Origin of the sequence: Mucilaginibacter straminoryzae, from assembly GCF_022953055.1 — a bacterium.
In the GTDB taxonomy this organism is placed as follows: Bacteria; Bacteroidota; Bacteroidia; order Sphingobacteriales; family Sphingobacteriaceae; genus Mucilaginibacter; species Mucilaginibacter straminoryzae.
This window is the reverse complement of the sequence record NZ_JALJEJ010000002.1, coordinates 829,435-842,691: the sequence shown is the minus strand read 5'-3', so window position 1 is coordinate 842,691 and position 13,257 is coordinate 829,435. Positions and strand designations below refer to the sequence as shown.

At 46.3% G+C, this 13,257-nt stretch carries 10 protein-coding genes; 3 read left to right on the top strand and 7 right to left on the bottom strand.

The annotated features are described in order from the left end of the window. Positions 1 to 600: 600 nt before the first annotated feature. The 7 genes from MUY27_RS07165 to MUY27_RS07135 all read right to left on the bottom strand — a co-directional run bounded on the left by MUY27_RS07165 (position 601) and on the right by MUY27_RS07135 (position 11,142). Positions 601 to 1,932 carry a TldD/PmbA family protein gene (locus MUY27_RS07165; protein ID WP_245129308.1) on the bottom strand — a complete coding sequence of 444 codons (1,332 nt, stop codon included), beginning with the start codon at positions 1,930 to 1,932 and terminating at the stop codon, positions 601 to 603. Between the two features lie 5 nt (positions 1,933 to 1,937). Next, on the bottom strand, positions 1,938 to 3,581 hold the full coding sequence (locus MUY27_RS07160; RefSeq protein WP_245129307.1) for a TldD/PmbA family protein: 1,644 nt from the start codon (positions 3,579 to 3,581) through the stop codon (positions 1,938 to 1,940). A 42-nt stretch (positions 3,582 to 3,623) separates the two neighbouring features. Further along, entirely contained in the window at positions 3,624 to 5,414 is a 1,791-nt protein-coding gene (locus MUY27_RS07155; RefSeq protein ID WP_245129306.1) for a hypothetical protein, read from the bottom strand. Continuing rightward, a complete protein-coding gene (locus tag MUY27_RS07150; RefSeq protein WP_245129305.1) occupies positions 5,411 to 7,534 on the bottom strand; it encodes a DUF4175 family protein in 2,124 nt (707 codons plus the stop codon). Before MUY27_RS07150 ends, MUY27_RS07155 begins: the two co-directional genes overlap by 4 nt. Continuing rightward, the gene (locus MUY27_RS07145) at positions 7,527 to 9,050 is read right to left on the bottom strand and encodes a BatA domain-containing protein (RefSeq protein WP_245129304.1); all 1,524 of its coding nucleotides are present in this window, start codon (positions 9,048 to 9,050) and stop codon (positions 7,527 to 7,529) included. Before MUY27_RS07145 ends, MUY27_RS07150 begins: the two co-directional genes overlap by 8 nt. Before the next feature lie 117 nt (positions 9,051 to 9,167). Beyond that, complete coding sequence (locus tag MUY27_RS07140; protein ID WP_245129303.1) at positions 9,168 to 10,040, bottom strand: DUF58 domain-containing protein; 873 nt, start codon at positions 10,038 to 10,040, stop codon at positions 9,168 to 9,170. 106 nt (positions 10,041 to 10,146) lie between these two features. Further along, on the bottom strand, positions 10,147 to 11,142 hold the full coding sequence (locus tag MUY27_RS07135) for an AAA family ATPase (RefSeq protein WP_245129302.1): 996 nt from the start codon (positions 11,140 to 11,142) through the stop codon (positions 10,147 to 10,149). A 180-nt stretch (positions 11,143 to 11,322) separates the two neighbouring features. Between MUY27_RS07135 and MUY27_RS07130 the strand changes: the two genes are divergently transcribed. From MUY27_RS07130 to MUY27_RS07120, 3 genes are all read left to right on the top strand, one after another. Beyond that, positions 11,323 to 11,949, top strand: coding sequence for a DUF4159 domain-containing protein (locus tag MUY27_RS07130; protein WP_245129301.1), 627 nt, complete (start codon positions 11,323 to 11,325; stop codon positions 11,947 to 11,949). A gap of 67 nt (positions 11,950 to 12,016) precedes the next feature. Continuing rightward, positions 12,017 to 12,562, top strand: a complete 546-nt coding sequence (gene msrA, locus MUY27_RS07125) for a peptide-methionine (S)-S-oxide reductase MsrA (RefSeq protein WP_245129300.1) — start codon at positions 12,017 to 12,019, stop codon at positions 12,560 to 12,562. 253 nt (positions 12,563 to 12,815) lie between these two features. After that, positions 12,816 to 13,244, top strand: coding sequence for a nuclear transport factor 2 family protein (locus tag MUY27_RS07120; RefSeq protein ID WP_245129299.1), 429 nt, complete (start codon positions 12,816 to 12,818; stop codon positions 13,242 to 13,244). Positions 13,245 to 13,257: the final 13 nt, after the last annotated feature.

Below are 13,257 nucleotides of genomic sequence, written 5' to 3'. Positions count from 1 at the left end.
ACTTTTCTGACCTTCTTTGCCATAATACTTCGCTGTTGTGGGATACAAAAACTGTAAATCTAAAGTCTCTTTAAGCCGCCTGTAAAGATTATCTAAAGGAATACGCTCTGACAATTGAAAGTTGGTAAACAGTTTCTCCTGATAATGTTTCTTCCCTTGCATGCTTTAAGATACTAATTGTACCTTAGTTGTGCAACAGCCACTATAAGCGAGCGACTGCCTTATACGACATTTTCCGCTCTTGAGATGGAGCAGGGGTGTGCGCTTTATCTAATACGGAGACACGAGGTGTCGTGCCTCTACAGAAACAGTGTCATTCTGAACGAAGTGAAGAATCTTTAGCAGTCGCTCGGCTCCCTGCCGAGTGACCATTATTCTATCAACAATGGTGTCACTCGCTACAACGAGCGACTGCCTTAGCATCAGAATAAGGTATTCCACTCTTTAAGGGTTAGGGTGTGTCATTTACCGTGTTAAGGAGATACGAAGTTTCGTGTCTCTACAGAAATAGTAGAATATGTTCGAAGATAATCCTGTAAAATAAAAAGGCCCCTCGCGGGGCCCTTGTCTTGATTCTTGTCTCTTGGTTCTTGCTTCTAACTACACTGCGTCTGAAAGCGAAGTGAAGGTAAAGTCGCGGATCTTCATCGGTGGAATCAGGTAGCTGCGGTAGCTTTCCACGCTGATGGTACGTTCTGGTTTACCCAATGCCTCTACGTTGTTCAGCATAATTACCGGGCTCTCGTTGAAACGGAAGTTTTTTACCGGGAACATAATTTTGCCGTTTTCAATGTAATACGTACCGTCGCGGGTAAGACCGGTCAGGAGCAATGATTGCGGGTCGACCATACGGATATACCATAGGCGGGACACCAGGATACCTCGCTCGGTGCTCTTGATCATTTCTTCCAGGCTGGTGTTACCACCGTCCATAATGATATTGCTTGGGCCAGGGACAGGTTGTACACCTTTTTTCTGCGCCCAGTAACGCGAGTAGCTTAAGTTCTTCACCACCCCATTCTGGATCCAATAGGTTTTTTCCAGTTTCTGGCCTTCGGCTGTCCAGGTATCGGCAGGAAGTTCGGTATTAAACGGATCTGAATAGATATTTACCTTCTCATCCATCAGCTTTTCGCCCAAACGGGTGCCACCACCTCTTTTGCTCAGGAAGCTGCGGCCTTCCTCTGCGCTGCGGGCATCAAAACGGAACATATTTTCCATCATGTACGCTGCTGCAACAGGCTCAAGGATCACGGTATATTTACCCGGCTCAATCGCTTTTGCACCGACAGAGCTTAACGCCTTTTGTGCTGCCACTTTGGTTGCCGCACCGGTATCCAGCTTACTTACGTCGGTATAACCACGGGCAGCATAGCCAGAGCCAGTACCGGCCGAATTACGGGTGGTTACCGTGAAAGTAACATCAGTTGATTTATCATATGCGAATAGACCTTTCGAATTTGCTACCGCAGAAAAACCGGTAGTATTTTCAAGGAAACCTGCAGCGCTTAGATTTGCCGCTTTGGTAACTGCTAAACTTTTGGCTACCATGTCTGCGCGGGTTTCGGGCGTCATGGCTGCAGTTTTAGCATTATATTGTATCGATTCCTGGAAGTTTTGCGGACCAAGCATTGGCATGTATTCCGGGTTTTCCGGCGCCAGCTGCGCTAATTCTTCTGCACGGCGAACCACTTTTTCAAGCGAGGCGTCGTCAAACTCGTTAATGGTAGCTGTGCCTGTTTTTTTGCCATAGACGGCATTTACAGCCAGGTTAAGCGTACTGACTTCACCTGCTGTAGAAACAGCATTTAATGCAGACCGGATGTTACCACCTTCGCGGCCGGATAAAATTACCTGGCATTCGTCGGCTTTTGAGTAACTGAGCACTTTCTTTAATAAAGCCTGTGCTTCTTCTTTAGTAAGTATAGGCATATTAACTATCCGATTTTTCTTTTTGTATTAATTACGTTAACTCCTTTAAATAATGCGGTAGATGATCCGTGCGATACCGCGTTTGACTGGCTTGGCTGACCTTTACCGTCATTGAATGCACCGCCCAAGCGGTAATCGCGCTCGTCGCAAACAGCGGCCAGCGAGTTCCAGAACTCCTGGTTAGTGGCCTGGTAAGCCACATCGTTCAGCATACCTACAATTTTACCGTTTTTAATCTCGTAGAACAACTGCCCGCCAAACTGGAAGTTGTAGCGTTGCTGATCGATAGAGAATGAGCCGTTACCGACAATGTAAATTCCTTTTTCTACACCTTTGATCATATCGTCCACGCTCAGGCGTTCTTTGCCCGGACTTAATGATACGTTTGGCATACGCTGGAACTGTACATCCTGCCAGCTTTGCGCATAGCAGCAACCTTGCGATTGTTTCAAGCCCAGCATGTGCGCCTGGTCGCGGATGGCCTGGAAGTTAGTCAGGATGCCATCTTTCACAATGTCAAACTGAGACGGCTTAACACCTTCATCGTCATAACCGATAGCGCCCAGTGATCCCGGTTGCTGCCTGTCGGCAACGATGTTCATGTGCTTACTGCCGAATTTAAAGTTACCTGATTTTAGTTTATCTAAGGTAAGGAAGCTGGTACCGGCATAGTTGGCTTCGTAACCCAATACACGGTCAAGCTCGGTAGGGTGGGCCACCGATTCGTGGATAGTTAACCAAAGGTGGGAAGGATCCAGCACCAGGTCGTATTTACCCGGATCCACTGATTTTGATGCTACTTTTTCAGCGGCATTCTTGGTGGCATTGCGGATATCTTCCAGCATGTCGTAGCGGTTTTTGTACCGCGTAACCACACCCTGAACTTTTTCAGATTCGCTTGGGGTAAGGTATTCGTATCCCATCCCTACAGGTGAACTTAATGCTGCGCGGGTTTCAAATGCACCGGCCATCGCATCAATTTTAGTTACCTGGAAGTTAGGGTATAAACGGTGAATATCCTGATCAACATAAGAACCATCAGTTGAGGCGAAATACTTCTGCTCGTTGATGGCAAATATGGTAGAGTTAACAAAGTTTGCCCCGCCTTTCATGGCTTCGCCGTTACAGGTAAGTAATAGGTCTACTTTTTCTTTAATCGGCACTTCGAATGCGTTGCGTTGGATTGGCGTTTTCCAGCTCACTTCGCCATAACCTTTTTGTGGTGCAAGCTGTACCGGCTCACCGCCGATCTTTGCTGCTGCATTGGCTTTAGCTACTGCTACCGCACGCTCAGCAATTTTAGCTACCCCATCTTTGGTGACTACATTGCCGGCAGCAAATCCCCAGCAGCCGTTGGCCAGCACGCGGATACCTACCCCAAACGATTCTGCGTTGGCGACGTTCAAGACACGGGTTTCGCGGGTAATAACGGCCTGGGTAAGGTAGCGTCCGATACGTATGTCGGCGTAGCTGGCTCCCTTAGATTTGGCTACGTTAAGAGCGGTATCGGCAAGTTCTTTTTTCACCTTCACATCAATGGCTTCCAGCGCGCGCTCCTGGTCAATGGGGCGACCCATTGCGGATAAGTCTGGCAGCATCATGGCTCCGGCTCCAACCCCCGACAGATAAATGAAATTTCTGCGTTTCAAGGTTTAATCCTCCTTTTAAAGTTATTAGTTTAGTTAAATGAGTTACTGGTTTAAAAATTTCGCTTCAACCCACAGCCATATCAGCGCGGCAAGAAGCACCAGATAAAAATAAATTTTAGGCACGGCAATCTGAACCTTTTGTTGTATTTGTTTTGTTACAGATTGCTTTTGGGGATGATTAGCGGCATATAACCGGGTCTCGTTCAGCAGTTGTTGCTTAACCAGGTTTTGCCATTCATTTGCCGGATACGCATACCACCAGCTAACATTGTTCCCTACCTCTACCTGCTGCCAACCGGCTTTCTTTGGCCAGTAGGTAACATTTGCAGTAAAGGGTAATGAAGGCTGCTCTGCCGCCGGTAGCGAGGTTTGATTTACTTTGATCAGGGTCGGTGTGCCGGAAGATGCCTGTACCTGCAGTTCTACAGGACGGTTGATTTGCGGTATGGCACTTTTTATGGTAACCTGATTTTGGGCGGGAATATTTTTCGCAGCCTTGGTAATGAGTAAAGACCACAGGGCAGTATAATCGTCCTCGTCGCCGCCTAACATCCAGTTATGGGTATTGGTAAGTGTAGTAAAAATGATTTTACCGGCACCCGCAAGGCTGGCGCTTGCAACCGCATGGTTTTGCTGATCTGTTACCAGCGGCTGGGTATAATTATGGTAGTTGATAAAAAAAGGATCTATCAATAGCTTTGAAGTTGGCGCTACCTGATCCTGTAGTTTTAGCGCGGTAATCATCTGTCCTTGCGATGATGTACGGGTTAGCGGGAATCGTTGCTGTATCCAGTTGTTAGATTGAGTGGTACTATCCGCTCTTACGATCAGGCCCAGGCCACCTTGCTGCACTTGTTCTTTAATCGCGACAGCTTCTGATGATGGAAGTGATTTCATCACCTCCAGGTCGCTGACTACCACATCAAACTTACTTAAAACGGAGGACGCAATGTGCTGTAAAGACCGTTGGGATACGTTGGCGAATTCCTGGCTGTATTTGTTCTTGCTGATCTGGTTGCGAACCGCCACGCCGTATTGGTTCTCGCTGAGCCAGTTTTTCAGGAACTTATTTTCGAAATCCGGCGCCGATGCCAGTATCAGCACCTGCAATGGTTTAGTGGTATTTACTTCAAAAGGCACGCTTTCATTAGCCAGGGTGTCTTTCTCATTGGTAACAATAAGCCGATAAACGGACCTGCCTACCTGCTTGGGCCTGCTGGTTAAATTGAATGTGCCCGAAGTATTAAGAAACGCCGAATCCAGTGTGGTGCCTAAACCTTTCAGCGTAAGCTTCAGGTTATTTTTTTCAGGATTATTTAAGTGGCCTTGGACAGTTAGCTTTTCTCCCGATTTAAGCTTTTCGTTCCAGCTTACAGACTGAATCCCCTCGGGTACAACGGCGGGATGGAAGGTAATTGTGACGTCTTTTAACTCATCCAATTCGGGTTTGCTTAAACCATAACCAAATAGATGGACGTGGTTAATAGCAGATTTCATCCGTGAAAGTTCGCCTGCGCCGCTGATCAGGCTCGCTTTAGGGTAAGCCTTCTGGGACGCTCTATTTACAGCGAATACCCTGTTTGTAGCATAGTTTTTTAAACTATCCGGCGAAAAGCCTTCGGTGAGCAGAATAGCTTCGTGCTGTTCGTTTGGATTGACGGTACCTGTATAACTTAACGGCAGGATAATGCAAGCCAAAGCAATTATTGCAACAAGCACGGCCAGGATCCGGCAAGCTAAGTAAGCTTTGTTTGGGCGCTGCACCTCGCGCCAGATAATCACGCCTGCGGCTACCACACAAACAATAATGACGATATATTTTTGCGCTATCATTTGTTTAGCCGGCTAAGGGTTTTGAAATATTGCTGTGACAGCGGGTTGGCTGCATTAGCAGATGAAGATGGCAGTTGTTTCTGCACCGGTAGCATGCGCTGCAATGCTTTTTCTATTGCATCAACTTTAGCCGTACTGATTTTATTGCTGGTTGTCAGTTGCTTTAGTGCTGTTAATGCCGGCAAATAAATACCGGGCTGGCTGCTTGCCCTGCGGCCGATCTCCTGCCCGGCCAATTGCAGGGTGTGTTTATCTGCCGGTGAAAGTACCGGTGTGGTTTTATACTGTTCTAATATGATCACTGCTTTTTTCAGTGTCGCGAACTGGTCGTCTGTTTTTTTAATATCTTCTTTAGCAACGGGCTCGGCAATTTTATCCAGTTCGCCACTCAGGCGTTTCTCCATTTTTAGTGGTGGCGGGTTGTAACCCGTCTTAGCCACGTATGAGCGCGATTTCTGCTGCAAATCTTTCAACAACCGCAGTGCTTTAAATTCAAACGGCAAAGCTTCTTCAGGCTTATACATGCGCAGGTGCAATTCGGCACGCCACATTTCTGTCAACGTAGCTTTAAGCTGGGCTTTGGCGGTAGGCTCCAGGAAGGTCGCATCCTCGGCGTTATCATGTTTATCCGTGTAGGCATCCATCACCATGGCCGTGTTTCCGAAGTTTTCTGCTTTGCCCAACTGGCCGCCGCTTTTATCCTCATCCATGTTAGATTCGTCTTCTTCGCCCAAAAACTTACCGTAACGCAAACGCAGTAATTTCTGGTCGGTACCCAATTCATTACTCCGGCGGTTAAATTCTTCTTTGCTGATGCTATCCCTGTCGTGCAGCAGCTTTTGTGAATCGATGATGATCTGCCGCTCGCTGCGGAAAAATTCAGGTTTCAGGTTCACACCAGATACAATGCCATCCATGCTTAATAGCTGGGCGGTATCTTGTATGGAAACAATGTACACATCGGTACGGCTGGTTAACTTGTGTGTGTCCTGCGCCTGGATAAAGAAATACAACTCGTCGCCGGGCTCCATGTTGAACGCAGGAAGACTAACCAGTTTCTTTAGATCGTATTGCTTGTTATGCCCGCCGAAGTTTTCGCTGAAGTCTATTTTGTATTCCTTGAACTTCACACCCTCGCCACGGCCTTTTGCTACAGTCGCTGCAATGTAGGCATTACCAACACCGTAATCATCGTTGATCGCCGCCTGGATGGTTACCTGCGGTTTCTCCCCGGCATCGATATGCGTATACTGTTTAGGCGCTTTGATATGAATTACAGGTGGCGTGTCTTTAATGATTTGGATGGCATACAAGTCTGACAGTTTGCCATCTAACTCTACCTGGTAAAAACCTGCTGCGCTTAGTACCTTCTGCGCCTGCCAGTGCTGATGATCGCCCGCAGGCTGCATGTCTATCTTTTCGCGCTCGTTGAAGATCAGAGTAAGATGGTCGACGGCAGTATTGGTAGTGATAAGCCAGCTGACGGAAGCGCCTTCTTCTACATTCAGTGTAAAGCGGTCTTGCTGATAAGACTTTTTACCTGTATAAGCAGGTGGTGTGATGGTTACTTCGGTATTGCTGATCTGCGGCAATATTTTTTCAGGTGGTAAATTCTTCTCGTTTTCTTTAGCCGGGTTTCCTCCGCCAAAAATACCTTGCTGTGAGTGTATCGGAATTTTTAAAAGAATAAAACTAAGCACCAGTGCGGCGGCTAAAAATAGCGCTGCCCGCTTTAGACGGTTGGTAAAACCGGCAGGTGTGCCAGGAATGTGCTGTAAAGTGCTGACTACCTTATGTTGTTGCAGCGCTTGCAACAGGTTCAGTTCTTCCGCTGGTTGGAGCGCAAGCGTGGCGCTTTCTTCCAGTTCGGGATAGGTTTGATCGAGATAGAGCGATACCGTGTTTAGCGATGTTGCCCAGGGCTTACGAAGCAAAATAACTATGCTGAAAATTACGGCGAAGATTAAAATACACCAAACCCAATTAATAGATGCCGCATGTAACAAAGCACCTGCTAGTAATGCAATAGCAGCGCATAGCAATGCATCGGCGGTGAGCTGGTAACTTACCCATCGCTGCCTGATTTGCTTTATTTTTTCTATGCCCTGCTGATTAGCCATTGCTTTGAATAGTTTTTGATTGCGTTGCCAGCCAACGTTCGGTAATGAATAGGAGCACCAGTACCAGCCAGATCCATTGCGTAGCTTCTTTCCGGATAACTTCTTTTGTAGAAACCTGCGCTTTAAAGCCGCCTTTTAAGGGCGTTATTTCTGCCGCTTGTAGGACACGCTTGTCGTTCTTCATTGGGACTTCCTGCAATTTAGCAGTTAGCTGAAGTAGCAACTGCGGAAACTGTCCGTCCCACGGCAGGTTGTTCCAGGTAGGGTTAAAACGGCTGAAGAAATGGTAAACGTATGCGTTATGCTGTTGTTGCCCTGTTAAAACAGGTTGTCCGAAGCCGTCGTGCCAGATTACGTCGCCAGTATTTGCCGCTGCTTTTATCGATTTAAATAAAGGCACTTGCACGTCGCCACCCGGCAACGCGTTTGGCAGATTGGAAATGATAGTTGAACTTATGGTTGAAGCGATGCCCTTTTGATAAGCGAAAACATGCAAACCGGGATGTAGCAGCCGGGCAGAAAAAGGCCTGTCTGACAGCCAGAAGATCCAGTTGGTATTTGCCGGGATTGCATTCGGGCTATCATACGTTTTCAGGATCACATTGCTGCCGGTGAAACGGTTAACGGCATCGAGCGAAGCAGATAAATAAGCCGCATCTGCGGTATAGGCATCTGCATAAATGGCCATGCGGTAAACAGCAGTGTCTACCTTAAAAGGGGCGCTATTGGCTCCCTTAAGTGTAACTACCGGCTGGCCGTTTTGTACAGAAACGTTGAAGAGTTTATTCTCTCCATCGTTTTTTAAGGTAGTATACTGGTAGCTGATCCCTGACGGACTGCTGTTGCCGCTCAACACGCGGACGTTACGATCGGTGGTCATCCAGGCATCCTGGATCCATTGGCTCGTGGAATCTGCCGGGGTGAAAGTTTGCCAGTGCAGGTTTAAGTCAACCGCCGGTTTTTCGCCTTTGAAATGCGTTTGTGTGTTCGGCGTAAATAAGTAAACAGGGGTAACGGTATCTACTTTACTATTCAGTTCACCAAGCAACGACCAATAATTTTGTGACGAGATGTTTGCGGTATCCACTTTCACCGTATCTAACTTAACTTTCAGCGAAGCGGTATCAAGCACGTTAAAACCAGGATTGAAATAACGAAGGCTATAACCCTTCTTCAAGAGCGAATCTATGCTTTGCTTGTAGCGCCCGTATCCCTGTTGTACATAGCCCTGCGGCAATAATACCCAACCGGTTGCTTTTGGCTGCTGTACTTGTTTTTCCATGAAAGGCTTTGCCAGCAATATGGCCAGCAAGATCAAAAGCAAGCAACGGATGATGAGCAGCAAAACATCCAATATTTTGAAACTGCGGCTGCTGCGACGAGACGCCGCGGCAATAAGGGAAGTACTGCCTACTTTTAATACCTTACCCGGCCGGATATTCCACAGGTGTATCACCACCGGTATGATGACGGCAGCCGCTGCAAAAAGCCATATGGGGTTAAGGAAGTTAAGCATCTGGCCTCTCTCCAAACCTCTCTCCAGGGGAGAGAGGCTTTATTATAATTCGATATATTTTGTTGCTTGAATTCATTTTTTTAGCTCCCTCCCCTTCGTGAGAGGGTTGGGGAGAGGCTACCCTTTACTCCTTTGTATTAAAAAATCCCGCAATGCACCATCAAGCGGTTGTGAAGTATCAATCAGCCGGTAAGCAATACGCTTACCTAATAACTGCATCCTTACACCGGCGAGATATTCATTTAACGTTTCTTTATATGTTTTTTGTGCCTGTTGCGGGTCTATTTCGATGGTTTGCCCGGTTTCCAGATCTTCCAGCGCTGTATAGCCTTTAAAATCAAATTCCAGTTCGTTATGCCCCATCAGGTGGAAGACAAGTACTTCGTGCTTTAATGCAGCGAGCGAGTCCAGCAGTTGATAGATCTCGTTATTTTCCTGGTACAGATCGGTGATAAATACCAGCAGTTCTTTGCGGCTGTTGCCAAATAACTCTTTATAATGTACGGGTTGCGTGAACGTCCCGGACGGTTGGATCTGATCCAGCTGATAATAAATCCGCTGCAGATGTTGCGGGTCGGGTTTAGAAGCCAGCGAAAACAAGCCGCCTTCTTTAAATACATATAACCCGGCAGAATCTCCCTGCAGGTTCACCAAGTAAGCGAGGGACGCAGCGAGGAACCTGGCGTAGTCTATTTTCCTTACCGCTCCGTCCTGGTGGTTCATAGAAGCACTGGCGTCGATCAGGAACCTGACCGAAATGCTGGTTTCTACCTCAGATTCGCGGATGTAGTAACGGTCAGACCGGGCGTACATTCGCCAGTCCAGCCAGCGAAGATCATCTCCGGGCTGGTAGCTGCGGTACTGGCTGAATTCCAACCCTGGGCCTTTAACTGTGCTTTTATTAAAGCCATTCATAAAGCCATCAATAACCGTTTTCGCCAATAACGGCAAATTCTTAATGGTCATTAATACTTTAGGATCAAGCTGCATGACTCGATTTTGGATTTCGGATGTTCAATTTCGCCCTTCGACAAGCTCAGGGTGACAATAGTTTTAATATTTATCTTGGTTCTTGATTCTTGGCTCTTGCTTCTAATCACAGTGCCTTCGGCCTTTCAATCAGTTTAATTAACTCCAGCGTAGCGGTGTCTGACGTAATACCTTCAGCTTCGGCCTTAAAATTCATCAGGATACGGTGGCGCAATACCGGGACGGCCATGGCATGGATATCTTCCATCAGCACGGCATAACGGCCTTTTAGTAACGCACGTGCTTTAGCTGTCAGGATCAGGGCCTGGCCTGCGCGCGGGCCGGCTCCCCAGCGTACCCATTCTTTTACATACCCAACGGTAGTGGTATCGGGGCGGGTAGCGCGGATCAGCTGGCTGACATACCGGATCAGGTCTTCGCTTACCGAAACCTGGCGAACCAGTGCCTGCGCCTGCTGAATTTCTTCTGCGGTAATCACAGGGTTTACCTCGGCTTTGCGTGTTCCGGTAGTTCTGTTCAATACTTCAAATTCTTCCTGTTCGGTCGGGTAGGCGATTTTTACCAGCAGCAAAAAACGGTCGAGCTGCGCTTCAGGTAGCGGATAGGTGCCTGCCTGCTCAATAGGGTTTTGCGTAGCCAGGATAAAGAATGGCTTATCGAGCGGATAGGTTTGTCCGCCGTAAGTCACCTCGAACTCTTGCATGGCTTCCAGCAAAGCAGATTGCGTTTTAGGTGGCGTACGGTTAATCTCGTCTGCAAGGATAATGTTGGCAAACAAAGGACCCTTGTTAAACTTGAAGAAACGTTTGCCTGTGGCATGGTCTTCTTCCAGTATTTCGGTACCGACGATATCGGTTGGCATCAGGTCGGGCGTAAACTGTATCCGTCTAAAAGAAAGGTGCAGCGCCTGCGACATGGTTTTTACCATCAGTGTTTTTGCCAGCCCCGGTACCCCTTCCAGCAGCGCGTGGCCGCCCGCCAGAAAAGCCACCAGCAGTTCGTCTAAAATGGCGTCCTGGCCAACAATCACTTTTTGTATTTCGCCTTTAAGCTGCGGAAGCTTTGCCAGCAGGGCCTTGATATTACTTTCTGTCAGTTCCAAAATCGTCTATTAAATTAATTATAAACAGGCGTTATATTTTTTCACAAGATATTGCGCTTTTAAGGCATTTACAATGGGTTGTTATTAAAAATTAAATGAAGTATCTAAAAAATTACAAGAGATGCAATTGATTGGCTTTTTTGAAAAAAATATTGTAGTAATTTTAGAGTTTTAACATAGATGGCCATCAGTCATAAATTTACTTTTGCAAGGCTTAGCTACCATTCCGGCGATTGGGACACCGATCAGCGGATGCCGGTGAATATCCTTAACTCTTTGCTGGAGTACACCACCATCCCTTTTGAGCAGAAAGAAAAGGTGGTAGCGCTAAGCAGCCCTGATATTTTTAATTATCCTTTTTTTTACCTGAGCGGCCACAAGCTGGTACAGTTTGATGCGCAGGAAAGGGCGAACTTTAAAAAATATATACAGAACGGCGGCTTTGTATTTGTAGACGACTGTAACCACGATATCGACGGGCTGTTTGCGAAATCTTTTGAGGCACAAATGGCCTCGTTGTTCGGTCCGAATGCACTGAAGAAGATTCCTAATAACCACCAGATCTACCGCTCTTTCTTCAACTTTGAGAAAGGCCCGCCGACAACATCCTTCGAACTGAACGGCTGGGGAGACGACCTGGTGCACGACTATCTGAAGGCCATTGAGATCAACGGACGTATCGGCGTTCTATACAGTAATAAAGACTACGGCTGCGAGTGGGATTACGATTTTCGAAATAAACGTTTCCTTTCTGAAGACAATACTAAGTTTGGCGTAAACATTGTTGTTTATGCCCTGAGTTCGTGATATCACCCCAATCTCATATTTAAACAGGTGGTGATTCAAAAGGGCTGTTTACATCGTATATTGTAGTATGAACATTCAAAAAGCAACATTTGCAAGCGGCTGCTTCTGGTGTACAGAAGCCATATACCAAACACTTAAAGGGGTAACTTCAGTTAAATCAGGCTATACCGGTGGTGAAACAGAAAACCCCACTTATATGGAGATATGCAACGGCGATACAGGCCATGCAGAAGCCATAGAATTAGAATACGATGCCGATGTGGTAAGTTACGAAGAGTTATTGCTGGTATTCTTTAAAACCCACAACCCAACTACGCTTAACCGCCAGGGGAATGACATAGGTACCCAATACCGGTCTGCGATATTTTATCATAACGACGAACAGAAACAACAGGCAGAAGAAATGATCGCCAGGTTAACGGCAGAACAGGTGTTCGACCAGCCCATTGTTACGCACGTGGTTCCTGCCGATGTTTTCTACAAGGCGGAAGATTATCACCAGAACTATTTCCAGGATAATACCATGAAACCCTACTGCATGTTTGTGATCCAGCCGAAGCTGAACAAGTTTGCAAAAGAATTCACCGAAAAAATAAAACCAGAATTATTGTAACAAGAAGAATTTCGAGGTTTTTAAGCTGAAACGCCGGAGCATACCATGCAGTCCGGCGTTTTTTTATTGTTAAGCTGTTATTAAAAATGGGAAATTGTTAAGGATTTATTAATGAAACACCCGAATTGCTTTAAGAATCTGTTATTAATAAAATATTTGAAAATTGCCTGTAACTAATCGCTTTCTGGTGCTGTCTTATTGGTGTATTTAGAAATTAATAAACATAAATAAAAAAACTTAAATATCCAATATCATGAAAACTCTGAAATCATTAGTACTTGGCCTTTGCCTTTTAGCAGTATGTGGCGTAGCTAATGCCAACATAAAAAACGACGACAAAGCTGCTTCTCCTTACTTTGCAATCAATACTTATGTTGACGCCGTTACCCGCGGTAAAGTAACCGATTTTGACCAGGCGGTTGACGCTTCTGCCAAATTCAGCATGCTGCGCGGCAAACAAATCTTAAGCTTTGATAAAGCCGAGATGAGCAACTACGTTAAAGAAAACCAAAACATTGAGCAAGCTTGCACCGTGAGCACCTCTATCGTAAACAGCAATGCAGACTTAACCGTTGTGAAAGTTGAAATGAAGTATGACGAATTTGTACGTACCAACTACGTAACCCTTTCAAACACAGGTGGCAGCTGGAAAATCACCAACGTATACTCTGTATTTAAATAAGAATTTATAGTTA